Below are 19,231 nucleotides of genomic sequence, written 5' to 3'. Positions count from 1 at the left end.
CGATGACCCGCCGCGTCGAGGTCGGTGCCCATCGCCTCGACCGGTGGGTCGACGGTTTCGCGGCCCGGCACGACGGCGTCACCACCGCCGTCGAGCCGGGCCGAGTGCTGCTCACCGGGGGTGATGGCGTCCGCGCGGTGGGGGAGACCTTCGACCACGCGAGGATCGGGCTCGTCCTCGTGCGTCGCGGTGGTCACGCCGTCGGTGTGGACGAAGGGGGTGAGCTCACCTCCCACAAGTGCGGCACCCGGTACGTGCAGTCGCGCACGAAGGCGGGCGGGTGGAGCCAGCAGCGCTACAGCCGCCGGCGGGGGAACCAGGCCGATGCCGTCGTCACCGCCGTGGCCGAGCTCGCGCTCAGGCACCTGCCACCCGGGCGCGTGGACGCGCTCGTGCTGGGCGGTGACCGCTCGTTGGCCGAGCAGGTGCTCACCGACCCCCGGTTGGCCCACCTGGGTGACCTCGAGCGACGCACCCTGTGGGACCTGCCCGACCCGCGGTTGACCGTCCTGCGGGAGGCGGCCCGACGGGCCAGGGCCGTGCGCTTCGTCCTCGACGACTGAGCGACCCCGGGGCCTCAGACGGCGTTGGGCTCCGCCACGGCGAAGGTGTCGCAGGCGGTGATCGACTCGGCCCCCATGCCGCGCAACAACCATGCCTGACGCGCCCGCGCGGAGCCGTGCGTCCAGGCCTCCGGGTCGACGCCGCCCCCGGACTTCTTCTGGATCTCGTCGTCGCCGACCGCCTTGGCCGCGCCCATCGCGTTGCGCACATCGGCCTCGGTGACGTCGGTCAGCAGCGGCCGTCCCTCGGCGTCGGTGGTCCGGGTCGCGCCCCGGATCCACATCCCGGCGAAGCAGTCGGCCATGAGCTCCACCCGCACCGCCCCCGAGGAGGGTCCCTGCGGGTCCTTCTGCGCCTCCTCGAGCACCCCGTAGACGTTCTCGACGTGGTGCCCGTACTCGTGGGCGAGGACATACAGCTCCGCGAGCGTGCCGTCCTCGGCGCCGAGCCGGCGCTCCATCAGGTCGAAGAAGTCGGTGTCGATGAAGATGGACTCGTCGAGTGGGCAGTAGAAGGGCCCGATCTGGTTGCTCGCGGTCCCGCACTGCGACTGCGTCCGGCCCCGGTAGACCACGACCTGGCGCGGACCGCGGAAGTCCGCACCGGCCTCGGACAGGTCGCGGGCGAGGTCGGGCTGGCTGCTCCAGAAGTCGTGCAGGCTGTTCTCCCCGAGCACCATGAGGCACTCCCGGTCCTGGGCGGCGTCCGCGCCGGTCCGGCACTTGTGCGTGAGGCGGTCGTCACCGCCGGCGGTGGGCTGGCCGTCACCACCCGAGGTGAGCACGTCGCCGTTGCCGGTGAGGACGAGGATGACCGCGACGACCAGGCCGAGGGCACCACCACCGCCGGCGAGCATCGGACCGCGGCCTCCCGTGCGACCGCCGCCCCCGCCCATCCGCGAGGTGTCGAGCGAGGCGTTGTCGTTGATGCTCATCAGCAGGCCTCCACGCGGCATGGTCCGGGGTCGACGAACGGATGCGGGAACCCGCTGGTCCGCGACCTACACTAGCCGCCGACCCCCCTTCGACATCTGCAGGAGAACCACCCGTGATCACAGCAACCGGGATCGAGCTGCGCGCTGGCTCCCGGATCCTTCTCGAGGGCGCGACCTTCCGGGTCGCGCCGGGTGACCGGGTGGGCCTCGTCGGGCGCAACGGTGCCGGCAAGACGACCCTGACGAAGGTGCTCGCCGGTCAGGGGCAGGCGGCCTCGGGCGAGGTCACCTCCGGTGGGGGGATCGGCTACCTGCCGCAGGACCCGCGCACGGGCGACCTGAGCGTCACGGCCCGCGAGCGCATCCTCTCCGCGCGCGGCCTCGACCGCATCGTCACCGACCGCCGCACCGCGGAGCAGCGGATGGCCAGCGCCGACACGGAGACCCAGGAGCGGGCGATGTCCCGCTTCGCGCGGCTGCAGGAGGAGTTCGAGGCCGTCGGTGGCTACGCGGCCGAGTCGGAGGCGGCGAGCATGGCGTCGGCCCTCGGGATCGACGAGGACCGTCTCGACCAGACGCTCGAGACCCTCTCCGGTGGTCAGCGGCGACGGGTGGAGCTGGCTCGGATCCTCTTCTCCGGCAACGAGACCCTGCTGCTCGACGAGCCGACCAACCACCTCGACGCCGACTCCATCGCGTGGCTGCGCGAGCACCTGAAGAACTACAAGGGCGGGCTGATCATCATCAGCCACGACGTCGAGCTGCTCGAGGTCGTCGTCAACCGCGTCTTCCACCTCGACGCCAACCGGTGCGAGCTCGACATCTACAACATGGGGTGGCGCAACTACCTCCAGCAGCGCGAGACCGACGAGCGCCGTCGCAGGCGTGAGCTGCAGAACGCGCAGAAGAAGGCCGACGCCCTGCTGCAGCAGGCGGACAAGATGCGCGCCAAGGCCACGAAGGCCACTGCGGCCCAGCAGATGATCAAGCGTGCCGAGAAGATGCTCGCGGGTGTCGAGGGTGAGCGGGTCAACGACAAGGTGGCCAAGCTGCGCTTCCCGGACCCGGCTCCCTGCGGGCGGACCCCCCTTCGCGCCTCGAGCCTGTCCCGCTCCTACGGCAGCCAGGAGATCTTCACCGACGTCGACCTGGCGATCGACCGGGGGAGCAAGGTCGTGGTGCTCGGGCTCAACGGTGCGGGCAAGACGACGCTGCTGCGGATGCTCGCCGGCGTGGACACCCCCGACACGGGGCAGGTCGAGCCCGGGCACGGGCTCAAGCTCGGCTACTACGCGCAGGAGCACGAGAACCTCGACGTCGACCGGACCGTGCTGGCCAACATGAAGTCCGCCGCACCGGACCTCGGCGAGACCGACGTGCGCAAGGTGCTGGGGTCCTTCCTCTTCTCCGGCGACGACGTCGAGAAGCCGGCGGGGGTCCTCTCCGGCGGGGAGAAGACGCGCCTGTCCCTCGCCCTGCTCGTCGTCTCCAGCGCCAACGTCCTGCTCCTCGACGAGCCGACGAACAACCTCGACCCGGCCAGCCGGGAGGAGATCCTCGGCGCGCTGGCGTCCTTCAAGGGCGCCGTCGTCCTCGTCACCCACGACGAGGGTGCCGTCGACGCGCTGCAGCCGGAGCGGATCCTGCTGCTGCCCGACGGGATCGAGGACTTCTGGAACGCCGACTACCGCGACCTGGTGACCCTGGCCTGAGGGGCATCGCCCAGTCGGTGAGACAACCATAACCATGGGTTATGGATTGCATAAGTGACGCCGTAGGATAGGCGTCGTGACTGTGACGACCCGCCCCACCCGCACCAAGGCCACCGGCGCCTGGGCCGACGGCGACCGGACCCCGCTGAACCACAACGAGGCGTTCAAGCAGGAGGACGACGCGCTCAACGTCCGCCAGCGGATCATCGACGTGTACTCGAAGCAGGGCTTCGACTCGATCGCGCACGACGACCTCACCGGTCGCTTCCGGTGGATGGGCCTGTACACGCAGCGCAAGCCCGGCCTCGACGGCACGCACACCGGCGAGGAGGACATCTCCGACAATCGCTTCATGATGCGGGTGCGCAGCGACGGCGGCCAGCTGACCACGCAGCAGGTGCGCACCATCGCCGACATCAGCAATGACTTCGCCGAGGGCAGCGCCGACATCAGCGACCGGCAGAACATCCAGCTGCACAACGTGCGGATCGAGGACGTCCCCGAGATCTGGCGGCGACTCGAGGCGGTCGACCTGGGCTCGACGGAGGCCTGCGGCGACTGCCCCCGCACCATCATCGCCTCGCCCGTGGCCGGGGTGGAGAAGGACGAGATCGTCGACGGCACGAGCGCGATGCAGGAGATCAAGCGTCGGTGGATCGGGAACCCCGAGTTCTCCAACCTGCCGCGTAAGTACAAGACCGCCATCTCCGGCTCCCCGGTCCATGACATCGCCCACGAGATCAACGACATCTCCTTCGTCGGCGTCCACCACCCCGAGCACGGACCGGGCTTCGACGTCTGGGTCGGCGGCGGGCTGTCGGTCCAGCCGATCTTTGCCCAGCGTCTGGGCGTGTGGGTCCCGTCGGAGGAGGTGCCCGCCGTCTGGGAGGGCGTCACCTCGATCTTCCGCGACCACGGCTACCGCCGGCTGCGCAACAAGGCGAGGTTGAAGTTCCTCGTCAAGGACTGGGGGGCGCAGAAGTTCCGCGAGGTGCTGGAGAACGACTACCTCGGTCGCCGTCTCCTCGACGGACCGGCGGCGACGGTCGCTCCGGGTACGCGCCGCGACCACGTCGGGATCCACGAGCAGCAGGACGGTCGCGTGTGGGTCGGGGCGGCGCCGATCGCCGGCCGGATGAGTGGCGACAAGCTGGTCCGGCTGGTCGAGCTCGCCGAGGGCGTCGGGAGCCGGCGCATCCGCTTCACCCCCCACCAGAAGGTCCTCGTCCTCGACGTCCCGCCGCAGGAGGCGGACCAGCTCGCGCAGGACCTGCGTGGGATCGACCTCGTCGTCCACCCGAGCGAGTGGCGCCGCAACGTCCTGGCCTGCACGGGGCTGGAGTACTGCAAGCTCGCCCTGACCGACACCAAGGAGCGCGCACGCTGGACGGTCGAGGAGCTGGAGAAGCGCCTGCCGCACATCGACATCCCCTTCAGCATCCACATCAACGGCTGCCCCAACGCCTGCGCCCGCAGCCAGGTCGGCGACGTCGGTCTGAAGGGCATGATCGACCAGAAGGCCGACGGCTCCTACCAGGAGGTCTTCCAGGTCCTGCTCGGGGGCTCGTTGGCCGAGGACACCGCGCTGGCGCGCAAGACCCGGGCCCTGAAGGTCGCGGCCGAGGACCTGCCCGACTACATCGAGCGGCTCGCCCGCACCTACCTCGACCAGCGCGAGCCGGACGAGTCCTTCCACTCCTGGGCACGTCGCGCCGACGAGGACGACCTGCGATGACGACCACGGCCACCGGTCACCTCCGCGACCAGGCCGATGCGGGTCGCGACCGATTCGCCGCGCTCGAGGCCGAGCTGTCCGGGACCCACGAAGGCAGGGTGGAGCTCGCCCGCCGGGCGCTCACCTGGGCCGACGAGACCTTCGGCGCCGGCCTGACCGTCGCCAGCTCGATGGGGGACGAGGTCCTGGTGCACCTCGTCGGCACGACGCTGAGCGGCACGGACGTGTTCTTCCTCGACACCGGGTACCACTTCGCCGAGACCCTGGGCACCCGGGACGCCTTCCAGGAGATGCTCCCGGTGCGCATCCGCACCATCCTGCCGCTTCTGACCGTCGCGCAGCAGGACGCCGAGCACGGTCCGCGACTGCACGACCGGGACCCCAATGCCTGCTGCGCGATGCGCAAGGTCGAGCCGCTCAACCGGGCGCTGGCCGACCGCGACGCCTGGGTGACCGGGATGCGCCGCGAGGACGCACCCACCCGCACCGACATCGCCGTCGTGGGCTGGGACGAGGCGCGGGGCATGGTCAAGATCAACCCGCTCGCCGGCTGGACGCAGGAGGACGTCGATCGTTTCGTCGCCGACGAGGAGGTGTTCCTCAACCCCCTTCGCCAGAGTGGCTACGCCTCGATCGGGTGCGCCCCGTGCACCCGGCCGGTCGCCGAGGGCGAGGACCCCCGCGCCGGTCGCTGGTCCGGGCAGGACAAGGTGGAGTGCGGGCTGCACACGTGAGCCGGCGGGCATGACGACCGTCCTGCTGGCCCACGGCTCCCCGGACCCGCGGCACGCCCTCGCCCTCGAGCGCCTGCGGGAGCGGGTCGCTGTCCCCCTGGCGGAGGCCGGTCGCGGACCGACCCACCTGGCCTACATCGAGGAGTACGGCACCCGTCCCCACGAGCTGGCGCGTGGCCTCTCGGGCGAGGTGACCCTGCTGCCCCTGCTCCTGACCCCCGCCTTCCACTCACGGGTCGACGTCCCGGCAGCCGCGCGGGAGCTCGCCGCCCACGGCGCCCGGGTCCGCACCGTCCCGGCGCTGGGTGGGCACCCCTCCTGCTCGAGGCGGTCGAGGAGCGTCTGTCCGGCGCCGGCCACGACCCGTCGGCGCCGACCCTCCTCGTCGCCGGGGGTCGAGCTCCGGTGAGGCGGCAGCCGGCCTGGCCCGCCTCGTCGCCTCCGGCAACCGGCCCACGTGGACCACGACCACCTTGGCAGCACCCCGCACGGGCGCGGCGACCGGCCGCACGGTGGTGCCGGTCGTCCTCGCCGAGGGCGTCCTCCACGACAAGGCGGCGGCCTTCGCCGACGAAGGGGGAGCCCCCTTCGTCCGGGGTGGGCTGACCGACACCCGCGCCGTCGCCGACCTCGTCCTGCACCGCGTCCTGGCCTGAGACCATGGCCCCGGGGGAATCCCCGGGACGATGCGGTGGTTGACGCTCCCGGGAGCAGGCGACGCGGGAGGAGACCGACGGATGTCGATGAACAACGCGTGGGGGCTCATGCGGTCCATGAGCCGCGGCGACGACGTCGTCTCGACCCCGTTGCCGCCCGGCACGGCCCGTCGGGTGCTCGGCTACGCCAAGCCCTTCACGCGCACGATCATCGCCTTCCTCGTCCTCGTCGCCCTCGGCTCCGTGACCGTCGTCGCGGTGCCGCTCCTGCTGCAGCGCCTCATCGACGACGGGGTGACCCCGCAGAACCGCCAGGTCGTCATCACCCTCTCGCTGCTCGTCGCCGCCATGGCGCTCGTCGAGGCGGTGACGACCCTCGTGCAGCGGTGGCTGTCGGCCCGCATCGGCGAGGGCCTGATCCACCACATGCGCACCCAGGTCTTCGAGCACGTGCTGCACCAGCCGATCGCCTTCTTCACCCGGGCCCAGACCGGCGCGCTCGTCAGCCGCCTCAACAACGACGTCATCGGGGCACAGCAGGCCTTCACCACGGTGCTCTCCTCCGTGGTCAGCAACGTCATCTCGCTCGTGCTCATCCTCGCCGCGATGTTCTCCCTGTCCTGGCGGCTGACGGTCGCGGCCCTCGTGCTCGTGCCCTTCTTCATCCTCCCCGCGAAGTGGATGGGCCGGCGCCTGGCCGCGCTCTCCGGCGAGCAGATGAACCTCAACGCCGAGCTCGGCACCCAGATGACCGAGCGGTTCAACGTCGCCGGTGCCCTGCTGGTGAAGATCTTCGGCCGTCCCGCCCGCGAGGTGGCCGAGTACGACGTGCGCGCGGCGAGGGTGCGCGACATCGGCGTGCGGATCGCCGTCAACCGCGCCTTCTTCTTCGTCACCATCACCGCGCTGGCCTCGCTGGCGACGGCGATGGTCTACGGCTTCGGCGGCATCATGGCCGTCGAGGGCACGATGACCGTCGGTACCCTGCTGGCCCTCGCTGCGCTGCTGGCCCGTCTGTACGGGCCGCTGACGGCGATCTCCAACGTGCACATCGACATCCTCACGGCGCTGGTCTCCTTCGCCCGCCTCTTCGAGCTGCTCGACATGCCCTCGAGCATCACCGAGGCGCGCGACGCCCGCCCCCTCCCGCGGGGGGAGGCGCTGTCGGTGGAGCTGGACGACGTCCACTTCACCTACCCGGGTGCCGACGAGATCTCCCTGCTCTCCCTCGACGGGGGCCGGACGGGGGACCGCGAGGGCGGGGGACCCGTCCTGCGGGGCGTGGACCTGCGCGCGGAGCCGGGGCAGCTCATCGCGCTCGTCGGTCCGAGCGGCGCCGGCAAGAGCACGATCACCTCGCTCGTCACGCGCTTCTACGACCCGACCGACGGCGCCGTGCGCATCGGGGGAGTGGACCTGCGGGAGGCGACGCTGGAGTCGGTCGGCGACACCGTCGGCATGGTCACCCAGGAGGCGCACCTCTTCCACGACACGATCCGCGGCAACCTCGCGTACGCCCGTCCGGAGGCGACCGAGGAGGAGATGCTCGCGGCGCTCGACGCGGCGCAGGTCCTCCCGCTCGTCGCGGCGCTGCCGGCCGGTCTGGACACCATCGTCGGGGATCGCGGCCACCGCTTGTCCGGCGGCGAGAAGCAGCGCTTCGCCATCGCGCGGCTGCTGCTGAAGTCACCCGGCGTGATCATCCTCGACGAGGCCACCGCGCACCTCGACAGCGAGTCCGAGGTGGCCGTGCAGCGGGCCCTCGACACCGCGCTCGAGGGGCGCACCGCCATCGTCATCGCCCACCGGCTGTCGACGATCCGTGCGGCCGACCAGATCCTCGTCGTCGACCAGGGCAGCATCGTCGAGCGCGGCACCCACGAGCAGCTGCTCGGGCAGGGCGGGCTCTACGCCACGCTCTACGCGACGCAGTACGACGGGCCGGCCGTCGAGGAGCCGGACAGCATCGAGGTCGCCCGCTGACGGGTCAGCCGTCCTCCTCGTCCCAGATGCGCACCTTCTTCTCCCGGGGGGCGCGGGTCCCGCCCACGCCCGCCTCGCGGCGCAGCGCCACGACGTAGAGGACGAGGACGGCCGGCCCGACGAGCCACCACTGGATCGCGTAGGCCAGGTGCGGCCCGGTCCCGGTGTCGGGGACCTCGAGCGGGGCCGGGCGCTCCACGGAGGGGTCCTCGGACTGGAGGGAGACGTAGCCGCCCAGGACGGGCCCGCCGACGCGATCGGCGACCTCCGGCAGGTGGATGCTGGCGACCTGCCCGGCGGGCAGGTCCCGGCCGAGGTCGGGCTCGCCCTGCAGAGCCCAGCCGGTGATCGTCACCGGGCCCTGCGGCGGCGAGGGGACCTCGGGGGCGACATCGGCCCCCTTCGGACTGTTGCGCACCCAGCCCCGGTCGACGACCAGCAGCTCCCCGCCCTCGAGGCGAAGGGGGACGAGCACCTCGTACCCGTAGGTCCCCTCGAGCGGGCGGTTGCGCACGAGCAGCTGCTCGTCGGGGAGGTACTCGCCGGAGGCCGTGACCCTCGTCCACTGCCGCTCGGTCGGGAGGCGCTCCTGCGTGAGGACCTCGTCGGCGGGCACGGGGTCGGCCTCGTAGTGCGCCTCGATGCGGTCGGCCCGGGCCGCCTTGTCCTCGTACCGGGACCACTGCCACTGGCCGAGCAGGGTGCACACGATGGCCACCACGGCGGCGAGGGCGAGCCACCCGAGCCATCTCGGGGTCAGGAGGACGCGCAGCATCAGCCGGCGTCGGCCGGGATCTCGTCGATCCCGCAGGTGCGGACCGGGAAGCCGCGCACCGACAGGTGGTCACGCAGGACGGGCTCGTGCTCGTCGCAGGCGAGCCACACCTTCTGGCGGGTCTCGTCGTGGATGCGCGGGTTGCGCCACAGCACCGCGCGGGTGGCCTGCTGTCGGCAGGCCTTGCGGCTGCACACCAGCTCCTCGCTCATCGCGACTCCAGCTGGCGCTGCCGGTGCTGCCCGGCGGGGGTGTCGATCTCGGCGACGCCCCGCGGTCGGACCGCGTTGACGAGGACGACGGCGACGTACGGCAGGACCACGGCGAGGGCGACGCAGGTCCAGCGCAGCCAGCCCTCGAAGAAGTAGGCGCCGATGAAGCAGGCGGTGCGCAGGGCCATGGTCCACAGGTACTGGCGCATCCGCCCGGACTGCTCCTCCCGGAGGGTGACCGGGGCAGTCGTGATCGACGGGACGGCAGGTCGTGGCACGTCTCCAAGGGTACGCCCGCACGGTGTGTGCACGTCCGTGGGCCGGACCCGTTGCCGGCTACCCGGCGGTAGTGCTCTAGCGTCGATCCCGACGTGATGTGACCCACAGAGGGATGACGACGAAGGAGAGGCGATGACAGCGCGCCGCGTGCTCGTGACCGGGGGCAACAGGGGGATCGGTGAGGCGATCGCCCGTCGGATGCAGTCCGACGGCCACCGTGTCGTCGTGACCTCCCGGTCCGGCGACCCCGTCGAGGGCCTGGACGTCGTGGCCTGCGAGATCACCGACAGCGACTCGGTCGACGCCGCCTTCGCGGAGGCGAAGGAGCGGCTCGGCGGGGACGTCGAGGTGCTCGTCGCCAACGCGGGGATCACCAAGGACACCCTGCTGATGCGCATGTCCGACGACGACTTCTCCTCCGTCGTCGACACCAACCTGCACGGCACCTTCCGTTGCGTGCGCCGGGCGGCGACCGCGATGGTCAAGGCGCGCTTCGGGCGGGTCATCCTGCTCTCGAGCGTCGTCGGGCTGTACGGCTCGCCGGGGCAGGCCAACTACGCCGCATCGAAGTCGGGGCTCGTCGGGATGGCGCGGTCGATGACCCGGGAGCTCGGTGCCCGGGGCATCACCGCCAACGTCGTCGCGCCCGGCTTCATCGAGACCGACATGACGGCCGAGCTCCCCGAGAACACCCGCGCCGAGTACCAGGCCGCCATCCCGGCCAAGCGCTACGGGCAGGCGGAGGAGGTCGCCGGGGCGGTCTCCTTCCTCGCCTCCGACGACGCGGGCTACGTCTCCGGCGCGGTCATCCCCGTCGACGGCGGCCTCGGCATGGGCCACTAACCGGGCTCGCGTCCGACACACCACCTGACGAAAGGCAGCAGATGCTCACCGGCAAGACCTTCCTCATCACGGGCGTCCTCATGGAGTCCTCGATCGCCTTCCACGTCGCGAAGCTCGCGCAGGAGCAGGGGGCGCAGGTGATCCTGACCAGCTTCGGCCGGACCATGAAGATCACCCGCTCGATCGCCAAGCGTCTGCCGCAGGAGGCGCCGGTCATCGAGCTCGACGTCACCAGCGACGAGGACCTCGCGGCCCTTGCCGACCGTGTCGGCGAGCACGCCGAGACGCTCGACGGGGTGCTGCACTCGATCGGGTTCGCGCCCGAGGGTGCCTTCAACTTCCTCGAGGCCGACTGGGAGGACGTCGCGACCGCGGTCCACGTCTCCGCCTTCTCGCTCAAGGCGCTGGCCGTCGCCGCGCTGCCGCGGATGGCCGAGGGTGGTTCGGTCGTGGGCCTGACCTTCGACGCCTCCTATGCCTGGCCGGTCTACGACTGGATGGGCGTGGCCAAGGCGGCCTTCGAGTCGACCAACCGCTACCTCGCGCGCGACCTCGGACCGAAGGGCGTGCGCTGCAACCTCGTCGCCGCCGGCCCGATCAAGACCACGGCCGCGAAGTCGATCCCCGGCTTCGAGCAGTTCGAGGAGAACTGGGACGACCGCGCACCGCTCGGCTGGGACGTCGGCGACCCGGTGCCCACCGCCAAGGCGTGCACGATGCTGCTGTCCGACTGGTTCCCCGCCACGACGGGGGAGATCCTGCACGTCGACGGCGGCGTGCACGCGATGGGTCTCTAGCCCGCCCCACTCACGCGAGAGGGTGGCCACCCTCGTCGTCCGCCTGGGGCAGGGGATCGATACCGAGCAGCTCGAGGATCCGCCGAAGGTCCCGCTCGTCGACGGCGACGTCGGCGTGCTCGCGGACGGTGGGCTTGGCGCAGAAGGCGATGCCCAGATGGGCGGCGGCCATCATCTGCAGGTCGTTCGCGCCGTCACCGACCGCGACCGTGCGGTCCATGTCGATGCCCGCCCCGGCCGCCAGGCGGGTGAGGAAGTCGGCCTTCGTCGTCGGGTCCACGACGTCTCCGAGCACGGCCCCGGTGAGGTGCCCGTCGACCACCTCGAGGGTGTTGGCCCTGAGGGTCTCGATGCCCAGCTGCTCGGCGAGTGGGGCGACGACTTCCATGAAGCCGCCGCTGACGATCCCCACGACGTGGCCGGCCTCGGTGAGCGTCGTGACGAGGGTGCGTGCGCCGGGGGTGAGCCGCACGGCTGCACGCACCTGGTCGAGGACCGTCGCCGACAGGCCCTCGAGGGTCGCGACCCGCGCGTGCAGGCTCCCGGTGAAGTCCAGCTCGCCCCGCATGGCGGCCTCGGTGACGGCCGTGACCTCCTCACGGGTGCCCGCGTGGTCGGCGATCAGCTCGATGACCTCGTCCTGGATGAGGGTGGAGTCGACGTCGAGGACGACGGCGATCGGGCCCTCGCCGGGCAGTGGAGTCATGCGCCGCAGTCTAGGTCTCGTCGAAGACGTGTCCCTTGCCGACGACTGTGATCCCTGATGCAGTCACGTGCAGCCCGCGTGCCCGGTCCGCCTCGGCGTCGACACCCAGGTGCATCCCGTCGGGCACGCGCACGCCCTTGTCGACGATGACCCGCTCCAGCCGGGCGTGCCGACCGATGTCGACCCCGTCGAGGAGGACGCTGTCGCTGATCGAGCTGTAGGAGTGGACGAAGACGCCGGGGGAGAGGACCGAGTTGTCCACGTGGCCCCCGGAGACGACGACGCCGGGGGAGACGATCGAGTTCGTCGCCCCGCCGGCGCGTTCACCGTCCGCGTGGACGAACTTCGCCGGGGGGAAGGCACCCTGGTGGGTGTTGATCGGCCAGTCGTAGTTGTAGAGGTTGAAGACCGGCAGGACTGAGGTCAGGTCCATGTGCGCGTCGAAGTAGCTGTCCATGGTGCCGACGTCGCGCCAGTAGCCCCGGTCGCGGTCGGTGGACCCGGGGACGGTGTTGTCCGCGAAGTCGTAGGCGTACGCGCTGCCGCGCTCGACGAAGGCGGGCACGATGTCGCCGCCCATGTCGTGCGTGGACTCGGTCTCGGCGTCGGCGCGGATCGCGTCCATGAGTGCCTCGGTGCTGAAGACGTAGTTGCCCATCGACGCGAACACCTCGTGCGGCGCGTCGGGCAGCCCCTGCGCGTCGCTCGGCTTCTCCCGGAAGGCGGTGATGCGACGTCCGTCCTCGCCGACCTCCATGACCCCGAACTGGCCCGCCTGCTCGATCGGCTGCCGGATCGCGGCCACCGTGCAGTCCGCGCCCGACTCGCGGTGCTGGGTGACCATGTCGGAGAAGTCCATCCGGTAGACGTGGTCGGCCCCGACGACGACCACGAGCTCGGGTCGCTCGTCGACGATCGCGTTGAAGGACTGGTAGATCGCGTCCGCACTGCCCGTGTACCAGCTCTTGCCGCGGCGCTGCTGGGCCGGCACGGGCGCGACGTAGTGCCCCAGCGGCGAGGCCAGCCGCCAGGCCTGGCTGACGTGCCGGTCGAGGCTGTGCGACTTGTACTGGGTGAGCACGATGATCTTCGCGTAGCCGGAGTTGACGACGTTGCTCAGCGCGAAGTCGACGAGGCGGTAGATGCCCCCGAAGGGCACCGCCGGCTTGGCCCGATCCGCCGTGAGCGGCATCAGGCGCTTGCCCTCGCCACCGGCGAGGACGATCGCAAGGACCTTCGGGTGCTTTCCACCAGGCATCGGACACACTCCCTTCGCTCACCGCCGAACCTACTCGGTTCAGGCCTACGCTGTGCAGGTGCGCGTCGACATCCTGACCAAGGAATACCCTCCGGCGATCTACGGCGGTGCGGGGGTCCACGTGGCGGAGCTCAGCCGCGCCCTGCGCGAGCGCGGCGACACGGACGTGCGGGTGCGCTGCTTCGGCGAGCCCCGGGACGAAGTGGGGACGACCGCCTACCGAGAGCCGGACACCCTGTCGGGGGCCAACGCGGCGTTGACGACGATGGGTGTCGACCTCGCCATGGCCGCGGACTGCGGCGGTGCGGACCTGGTGCACAGCCACACCTGGTACGCGAACTTCGCCGGGCACACCGCCTCGCTCCTGCACGGCGTCCCGCACATCGTGTCCGCGCACAGCCTCGAGCCGTTGCGGCCGTGGAAGGCCGAGCAGCTCGGCGGTGGCTACCGGCTCTCCTCGTGGGTGGAGCGCTCCGCCTACGAGTCCGCCTCCGCGGTCATCGCCGTCAGTGCGGGGATGCGTGCGGACATCCTGCGCAGCTATCCGGCCATCGACCCGGCGCGGGTGCACGTGGTGCACAACGGCATCGACTCGCAGCTGTGGCAGCCCGGGGAGGACCTCGACGTCGTGCGTCGGCACGGGGTCGACCCCGAGCGTCCGTCCGTCGTCTTCGTCGGGCGGATCACCCGGCAGAAGGGTCTGCCGCACCTGCTCCGCGCGGCGAAGGACCTGCCCGCGGACGTCCAGCTCGTCCTGTGCGCCGGGGCGCCGGACACCTCGGAGCTGCTCGCCGAGGTCGAGGGGCTCATCGCCGACCTGCGCCGGGAGCGCGACGGGGTCGTCTGGATCCCGGAGATGCTGCCGCGGCACGAGGTGATCGCCCTGCTGACCTCGGCGACGGTCTTCGCCTGCCCCTCGGTCTACGAGCCGCTCGGCATCGTCAACCTCGAGGCGATGGCGTGCGGGCTGCCCGTCGTCGCGACCGCCACCGGTGGGATCCCCGAGGTCGTCGTCGACGGCGGGACCGGGTGGCTGGTGCCCATCGAGCAGGTGCAGGACGGGACCGGGACGCCCGTGGACACCGCGGTCTTCGAGCGTGACCTCGCGGCTGCGCTCACCGAGGCGCTCGCCGACCCGCAGCGCGCCGCCGCGCGGGGTGCCGCGGGCCGGCAGCGCGCGGTGGAGCAGTTCTCCTGGGCGAGTATCGGTGACCGCACGATGCAGGTCTACGCCTCGGTGCTCGACCACTCCTGACGGGTGACCTCGGCGATGACCTCGCCGAGCTCGGCCCCCGGCAGGGGGTCCTCGACGACGGACCCGGCCCCCTTCGCGCGGCCACAGCGCCCACCAGCCCACCGGACCGGAGTCGAGGTGGCCGATCCACTGCGGGCCCGGGATGCGCGGCGTCCAGAAGTCACGGGCCTCCTGCCGCGTGCGGGCGTACCGGGAGCAACCGCAACCGCGCGGTCCGCAGCTCCCGGACGCCCGTCACCGCGTGGGCACCCAGCCGGCGAAGGTGGCGCAGGCGGCGTTGGTCGCGTCGGCGAGCGTCCGCTCGGCGTCCCGGTGCAGGGAGCGCAGGGCACTCGCGCGCGTGTGCTCGTGGGCCGCGGAGAGCGCGCCGGAGTGCTCCAGGCCGAGCGTGGCGGCGACGGAGAGGGTGGCCGCCATCCCGATGACGCTGCGCGCCCGGTCGGGGAGCTGCGGCGGCAGGGCCCAGTCGGCGCCGAGGCGGTCGTCGACGAGGTCGTGGGCGATGTCGCTCGACCACGGCCGACCGTCGATGTCCTCGAGGTCGTCGACGGCGGCGAGCACCCGCTGGCGCAGGTGGCGCTCGAGCTGGGAGTGGTCGAGCGCCTCGATCCGGTGGACCGGCACCGGGTCGGAGTCGTGGGCCACCCAGTCGATCCGGTGCGCCGTGGCGCCCGCGGAGCCGTACGAGGAGTGCTCCGGCACGAGCATGCCGCCCAGACCGGGCACGAAGAGGGCCTCGCCCGCCTCGACCGCAGCCTCGGTGGCGACAGGCCCGCACCGGGGCAGACCGGCGGTGTGCCCGGGACCGGGGAGGGCGACGAGCACGGCCGCCTCGCCGAGGTCGCGCCACAGGTCGAGCTGCTCGCGCAGGCCCTCGGTGTGGTCGACGTCCGGCAGCGCCCGCCGGAGGGCATCGGGCATCCTCGTGCCGTCGGCCCAGGCGTGGGTGACCCACAGGGCGACACGGACGGAAGCGGGCAGTTCGTGCATCTCACCGATGATAGGGACCGGCGGTTAGGGTCGGGGCATGAGTGATGTCCTCGCCCTCGCCGGTGCCACCGTGGTGCGTGGCGCCACCACGCTGCTCGCCGACGTCGACTGGGAGGTCGAGGAGGGGCAACGCTGGGTCATCCTCGGCCCCAACGGAGCCGGCAAGACCACCCTCCTCCAGCTCGCCGCCGCCCGCATGCATCCGACGAGCGGTGTCGTCGGCATCCTCGGCGAGGTGCTCGGCACCGTCGACGTGTTCGACCTGCGTCCGCGGATCGGCCTGTCCTCGGCGGCGCTCGCCGAGCGGATCCCGAAGGGGGAGAGGGTCCAGGACGTCGTCGTCACCGCCTCGTGGGGAGTCGTCGGCCGGTGGCGGGAGTCCTACGAGGACCTCGACCACGGACGCGCCCGTGAGCTGCTCGACGTGCTCGGGGTGGCGCACCTGGCCGAGCGGCCCTTCGGGACGCTGTCGGAGGGGGAGCGCAAGCGCGTGCAGATCGCGCGGGCCCTGATGACCGACCCCGAGCTGATGCTCCTCGACGAGCCGACCGCCGGGCTCGACCTCGGCGGCCGGGAGGACCTCGTCGCCCGGCTCGGCGAGATCGCCGCCGACCTCGAGGCGCCCGCGGTGGTCATGGTGACCCACCACGTCGAGGAGATCCCGCCGAACTTCACCGACGTGCTCATGCTGCGCGAGGGCCGCGTCGTCGCCCAGGGGCCCATCGAGCTGACGCTGACCGAGGCCAACCTCTCGGAGACCTTCGGCCTCGACCTCGTGCTGGAGCAGCACGGGCAGCGCTGGTCCTCCCGTGCGCGGGGCTGACAGGCGGACCGGCGCGCGGGGCTGACAGGCGGACCGGCGCCGCCTCCGTGGTCCACGCGGTCTAGGGTGACCGGGTGTCCTGGCTCGAGATCGGTGCAGTGGTGCTCGCTGCCGTGTGGGCGGGCGGCATCAACACCCTCGTGGGGTCCGGCACGCTCGTGACCTTCCCGACGCTGCTCGTGCTCGGCGTGCCGCCCCTGACGGCCAACATCTCCAACTCCGTCGGCCTCGTCGCCGGCGGCATCAGCGGGACGATCGGCTACCTGCCCGAGATGAAGGGCATGGGACGCAAGGTCGCCCAGCTGATCCCCATGTCGGTCCTCGGCGCCATCATCGGCGCCCTGCTCCTGCTCGTGCTCCCGCCGGAGGCCTTCGCCACGGTCGTCCCCGTGCTCATCGCCATCGGCATCCTGCTCGTCGTCCTCGGCCCGCGACTGTCCGCCTGGGCCAGGCGACACCACCACGAGGGCGGCAGGGTCCCCGTCTGGCAGGTCGCGGCCCTCATGGCGGGGGTGCTCCTGGCCGGCGTGTACGGCGGCTACTTCGGCGCGGCGCAGGGAGTCATCCTCATCGGTCTGCTCTCGGCGCTGTCGACGGAGCGGCTGCAGGCGCTCAACGGGCTGAAGAACGTCCTGGGCACCATCGTCAACGCCGTCGCGTCCCTCGTCTTCATCATCGTCGAGCCCGACCTCGTCGACTGGCGGATCGCGGGTCTCGTCGCCGTCGGCGCGATCATCGGCGGTGTCCTCGGGGCCCGCTACGGCCGGCGGCTGGCGCCGAACGTCCTGCGCGCCGTCATCGTCGTCGTCGGTCTCGTCGGCCTCGTCAAGTTCGTCTTCTTCCCGTGACGGCCTGGCTCGACCCGACGATCCTCGCTCTCGGGATGGCCGTGGGGATCGGAGCGTTCGTCCAGTCCTCGATCGGCTTCGGCATCGCGGTCGTCTCGGCGCCGCTGGTCGTCGTGGTCGAGCCGCAGCTGATGCCGGTGTCGTTGATGGTGTGCGCGATCTTCCTGCCCTTCGTGCAGCTCGCGAGCGGACCGCGGGAGATCTCCTGGCAGCCGCTCGGCTGGTCCCTCGTGGCCCGCCTGCTGGCCACACCCCTGGGCATCGTCATCGTGGCCGTGACCTCCGCCGACGCCATCGCCCTGCTCGTCGGGGTGCTCATCCTGGTCACCGTGGCCGTCTCGGTCAGGGCCGTGGACATCCGGCCCACCAGGGGCAGCATGCTGACCGCTGGGGGCATCAGCGGGGTCTCCGGGACCGCCGCGTCGATCGGTGGCCCCTTCATGGCGCTGGCGATGCAGCACGAACCACCGCACCGCCTGCGCGCCACCCTGGCCGTCTTCTTCATCGTCGGGACGGGCGTGAGCCTCGCGGGACTGGCCCTGGCCGGTCAGGTGAGCGCCGAGCAGCTGCGGGCCGGGGTCACGTGGTGGCCCTTCGTCGTCGCGGGGCACCTGCTGGCGGGGCCGGTGCGCTCGCGGCTGGACGCGAGGGCCCTGCGCCGGGTCGTCCTGGCCTTCTGCGTCGTGGCCAGCCTCGGCGTCATCCTCCGCACCCTGCTCTAGCCTCGTCCCGTGCCGATCACCATCACCGACCCCGGGGACGAACGCCTGCGCGACTTCGTCGGGCTGACCGACGTGAAGATGCGACGCCTCCTCGAGCCGGCCGGGGGGCTCTACCTCGCCGAGAGCGAGAAGGTCATCCGCCGCGCCCTCTCCACCGGTCACGAACCACGCGCCTTCCTCATGGGGGAGCGGTGGTTGACCGACCTCGCCGACATCGTCGAGGAGGCGGAGGCGAAGGGGGTCCCGGTCTACACCGGGACGGCGGAGGTGATCGAGGGGATCACCGGGTACAACCTGCACCGCGGTGCGCTGGCCTCGATGCACCGACCGCAGCTGCCGTCGCTGGCCCAGGTGCTCGACGGAGCCCGCCGCGTGCTCGTGATCGAGGACGTCGTCGACCACACCAACGTCGGTGCCGTCTTCCGTTCTGCTGCGGCGCTGGGGACGGACGCCGTCCTCGTGACACCCAGGTGTGCCGACCCGCTCTACCGGCGGGCCATCCGGGTCTCGATGGGCACGGTCTTCCAGGTGCCGTGGACACGGATCGACCCGTGGCCCGGCGGCATCGAGGCACTGCGCGAGGCCGGGTTCACGGTGGCGGCACTGGCGTTGGCGCCGGACGCGGTCGGGCTCGACGAGCTGTCGGCCGACCCGCCCGAGCGCCTCGCGCTGGTCCTGGGCACCGAGGGCGACGGGCTGGCGCGCCGGACACTCGGGCAGGTCGACCTCACGGTGACGATCCCGATGACCGGCGTGGTCGACTCGCTCAACGTCGCGGCCGCGGGAGCCGTGGCCGCGTGGGAGCTGCGGGTGCGCTGACCCGCAGCCCCGTCGGCCCACGGCCCCGCCGGACTGCAGCCGCGCTCAGGCCTGGTAGGTGCCGGTGATGACGGCCCGGCCGAGCGTGTGTGGCAGGTAGGTGAACGCCGCGACCGTGCAGCTGACGTCGCCGTCGATGCCGAGACCACCCGGCTCGACGTCGAGGGCGTGCACAGCGAAGAAGTAGCGGTGCACCATGTCGCCCTCCGGCGGGGCGGCCCCGCCGAAGTCCCGAGTGCCGTTGTCGGTGGTGGTCATGAAGGCGCCCTCGGGGAGGTTCGCGCCACCCTCGGCCCCGGCGTCCGCCGGCAGCGAGGTCGTGTCCGCGGGCAGGTCGACCACGGTCCAGTGCCAGAAGCCGGCCGGAGTGGGGGCGTCCGGGTCGAAGCAGGAGACAGCGAAGCTCTTCGTCCCCTCCGGCGCGCCGGACCAGGACAGCTGCGGACTGCGGTTGCCGCCGGAGGCGACCTGTGCGTCGGGCAGGGTCCCGCCGTCGACGAAGTCCTCGCTGGTGACGTCGAAGGACGCCGTGGCCGGGAGCATCTCGTAGGGGTCTGGTGCAGTCGGTCGTGTGAAGTCCATGGTC

General features: G+C 71.8%; 23 protein-coding genes. 14 read left to right on the top strand and 9 right to left on the bottom strand.

Going from position 1 to position 19,231, the window contains the following annotated elements; all coding sequences use genetic code 11:
* Positions 1-2: 2 nt before the first annotated feature.
* On the top strand, positions 3-563 hold the full coding sequence (locus PVE36_RS08395) for an acVLRF1 family peptidyl-tRNA hydrolase (protein WP_277451552.1): 561 nt from the start codon (positions 3-5) through the stop codon (positions 561-563).
* Between the two features lie 14 nt (positions 564-577).
* On the opposite strand, the gene PVE36_RS08390 is transcribed toward PVE36_RS08395, so the two are convergent.
* On the bottom strand, positions 578-1,498 hold the full coding sequence (locus PVE36_RS08390; protein ID WP_277451549.1) for a neutral zinc metallopeptidase: 921 nt from the start codon (positions 1,496-1,498) through the stop codon (positions 578-580).
* A gap of 113 nt (positions 1,499-1,611) precedes the next feature.
* Between PVE36_RS08390 and PVE36_RS08385 the strand changes: the two genes are divergently transcribed.
* From PVE36_RS08385 to PVE36_RS08360, 6 genes are all read left to right on the top strand, one after another.
* On the top strand, positions 1,612-3,210 hold the full coding sequence (locus tag PVE36_RS08385) for an ABC-F family ATP-binding cassette domain-containing protein (RefSeq protein WP_277451546.1): 1,599 nt from the start codon (positions 1,612-1,614) through the stop codon (positions 3,208-3,210).
* Between the two features lie 76 nt (positions 3,211-3,286).
* The gene (locus PVE36_RS08380; protein WP_277451544.1) at positions 3,287-4,945 is read left to right on the top strand and encodes a nitrite/sulfite reductase; all 1,659 of its coding nucleotides are present in this window, start codon (positions 3,287-3,289) and stop codon (positions 4,943-4,945) included.
* Positions 4,942-5,679, top strand: a complete 738-nt coding sequence (locus tag PVE36_RS08375; RefSeq protein ID WP_277241130.1) for a phosphoadenylyl-sulfate reductase — start codon at positions 4,942-4,944, stop codon at positions 5,677-5,679. Before PVE36_RS08380 ends, PVE36_RS08375 begins: the two co-directional genes overlap by 4 nt.
* A gap of 10 nt (positions 5,680-5,689) precedes the next feature.
* Complete coding sequence (locus PVE36_RS08370; protein WP_277451542.1) at positions 5,690-6,088, top strand: CbiX/SirB N-terminal domain-containing protein; 399 nt, start codon at positions 5,690-5,692, stop codon at positions 6,086-6,088.
* A gap of 64 nt (positions 6,089-6,152) precedes the next feature.
* Positions 6,153-6,335: a hypothetical protein gene (locus tag PVE36_RS08365; protein WP_277451541.1), complete on the top strand. Its 183-nt coding sequence runs from the start codon at positions 6,153-6,155 to the stop codon at positions 6,333-6,335.
* 81 nt (positions 6,336-6,416) lie between these two features.
* Positions 6,417-8,318: an ABC transporter ATP-binding protein gene (locus PVE36_RS08360; RefSeq protein ID WP_277451539.1), complete on the top strand. Its 1,902-nt coding sequence runs from the start codon at positions 6,417-6,419 to the stop codon at positions 8,316-8,318.
* A 4-nt stretch (positions 8,319-8,322) separates the two neighbouring features.
* On the opposite strand, the gene PVE36_RS08355 is transcribed toward PVE36_RS08360, so the two are convergent.
* Genes PVE36_RS08355 through PVE36_RS08345 form a run of 3 tightly spaced genes read right to left on the bottom strand, consistent with a single transcriptional unit; the run spans position 8,323 to position 9,583 of the window.
* Positions 8,323-9,093, bottom strand: coding sequence for an SURF1 family protein (locus PVE36_RS08355; RefSeq protein WP_277451537.1), 771 nt, complete (start codon positions 9,091-9,093; stop codon positions 8,323-8,325).
* The gene (locus PVE36_RS08350) at positions 9,093-9,305 is read right to left on the bottom strand and encodes a hypothetical protein (RefSeq protein WP_277451535.1); all 213 of its coding nucleotides are present in this window, start codon (positions 9,303-9,305) and stop codon (positions 9,093-9,095) included. The genes PVE36_RS08355 and PVE36_RS08350 overlap by 1 nt, the downstream gene beginning before the upstream one ends.
* Positions 9,302-9,583, bottom strand: coding sequence for a DUF3099 domain-containing protein (locus tag PVE36_RS08345; protein ID WP_277451534.1), 282 nt, complete (start codon positions 9,581-9,583; stop codon positions 9,302-9,304). Before PVE36_RS08345 ends, PVE36_RS08350 begins: the two co-directional genes overlap by 4 nt.
* A 133-nt stretch (positions 9,584-9,716) precedes the next feature.
* Here PVE36_RS08345 and fabG point away from each other — a divergent pair, with 133 nt between their 5' ends.
* Both fabG and fabI read left to right on the top strand, forming a co-directional pair.
* Positions 9,717-10,427 (top strand): 3-oxoacyl-ACP reductase FabG, encoded by a 711-nt coding sequence (fabG, locus tag PVE36_RS08340; protein WP_277451533.1) that lies wholly within the window; start codon positions 9,717-9,719, stop codon positions 10,425-10,427.
* Positions 10,428-10,468: 41 nt separating this feature from the next.
* Positions 10,469-11,224 carry an enoyl-ACP reductase FabI gene (fabI, locus tag PVE36_RS08335; RefSeq protein WP_277451531.1) on the top strand — a complete coding sequence of 252 codons (756 nt, stop codon included), beginning with the start codon at positions 10,469-10,471 and terminating at the stop codon, positions 11,222-11,224.
* A 10-nt stretch (positions 11,225-11,234) separates the two neighbouring features.
* On the opposite strand, the gene serB is transcribed toward fabI, so the two are convergent.
* Positions 11,235-11,930 (bottom strand): phosphoserine phosphatase SerB, encoded by a 696-nt coding sequence (gene serB / locus PVE36_RS08330; RefSeq protein ID WP_277451528.1) that lies wholly within the window; start codon positions 11,928-11,930, stop codon positions 11,235-11,237.
* A 10-nt stretch (positions 11,931-11,940) separates the two neighbouring features.
* Entirely contained in the window at positions 11,941-13,188 is a 1,248-nt protein-coding gene (gene glgC / locus PVE36_RS08325; RefSeq protein ID WP_277451527.1) for a glucose-1-phosphate adenylyltransferase, read from the bottom strand.
* A 58-nt stretch (positions 13,189-13,246) separates the two neighbouring features.
* Between glgC and glgA the strand changes: the two genes are divergently transcribed.
* Positions 13,247-14,443: a glycogen synthase gene (gene glgA, locus PVE36_RS08320; RefSeq protein ID WP_277451525.1), complete on the top strand. Its 1,197-nt coding sequence runs from the start codon at positions 13,247-13,249 to the stop codon at positions 14,441-14,443.
* Here glgA and PVE36_RS08315 read toward each other — a convergent pair.
* Positions 14,416-14,607: a hypothetical protein gene (locus tag PVE36_RS08315; protein ID WP_277451524.1), complete on the bottom strand. Its 192-nt coding sequence runs from the start codon at positions 14,605-14,607 to the stop codon at positions 14,416-14,418. The genes glgA and PVE36_RS08315 overlap by 28 nt on opposite strands.
* Before the next feature lie 70 nt (positions 14,608-14,677).
* Positions 14,678-15,433, bottom strand: coding sequence for a hypothetical protein (locus PVE36_RS08310; protein WP_277451522.1), 756 nt, complete (start codon positions 15,431-15,433; stop codon positions 14,678-14,680).
* Positions 15,434-15,470: 37 nt separating this feature from the next.
* Here PVE36_RS08310 and PVE36_RS08305 point away from each other — a divergent pair, with 37 nt between their 5' ends.
* The 4 genes from PVE36_RS08305 (at position 15,471) to PVE36_RS08290 (ending at position 18,645) form a co-directional block, all read left to right on the top strand.
* Positions 15,471-16,256, top strand: coding sequence for an ABC transporter ATP-binding protein (locus PVE36_RS08305; protein WP_277451521.1), 786 nt, complete (start codon positions 15,471-15,473; stop codon positions 16,254-16,256).
* Positions 16,257-16,330: 74 nt separating this feature from the next.
* Positions 16,331-17,104 (top strand): sulfite exporter TauE/SafE family protein, encoded by a 774-nt coding sequence (locus PVE36_RS08300; protein WP_277451520.1) that lies wholly within the window; start codon positions 16,331-16,333, stop codon positions 17,102-17,104.
* Positions 17,101-17,826: a sulfite exporter TauE/SafE family protein gene (locus tag PVE36_RS08295; RefSeq protein ID WP_277451519.1), complete on the top strand. Its 726-nt coding sequence runs from the start codon at positions 17,101-17,103 to the stop codon at positions 17,824-17,826. The genes PVE36_RS08300 and PVE36_RS08295 overlap by 4 nt, the downstream gene beginning before the upstream one ends.
* 9 nt (positions 17,827-17,835) lie before the next feature.
* Positions 17,836-18,645 carry an RNA methyltransferase gene (locus PVE36_RS08290; RefSeq protein WP_277451518.1) on the top strand — a complete coding sequence of 270 codons (810 nt, stop codon included), beginning with the start codon at positions 17,836-17,838 and terminating at the stop codon, positions 18,643-18,645.
* Positions 18,646-18,690: 45 nt separating this feature from the next.
* Here the strand turns inward: PVE36_RS08290 and PVE36_RS08285 are convergent, their stop codons facing one another.
* Positions 18,691-19,227 carry a YbhB/YbcL family Raf kinase inhibitor-like protein gene (locus PVE36_RS08285; RefSeq protein ID WP_277451516.1) on the bottom strand — a complete coding sequence of 179 codons (537 nt, stop codon included), beginning with the start codon at positions 19,225-19,227 and terminating at the stop codon, positions 18,691-18,693.
* Positions 19,228-19,231 lie beyond the last annotated feature (4 nt).

The sequence above is a fragment of the Janibacter sp. DB-40 genome (assembly GCF_029510815.1).
In the GTDB taxonomy this organism is placed as follows: Bacteria; Actinomycetota; Actinomycetes; order Actinomycetales; family Dermatophilaceae; genus Janibacter.
The sequence above is the reverse complement of the archived record's forward strand: the minus strand, read 5'-3'. Positions and strand labels throughout refer to the sequence as shown.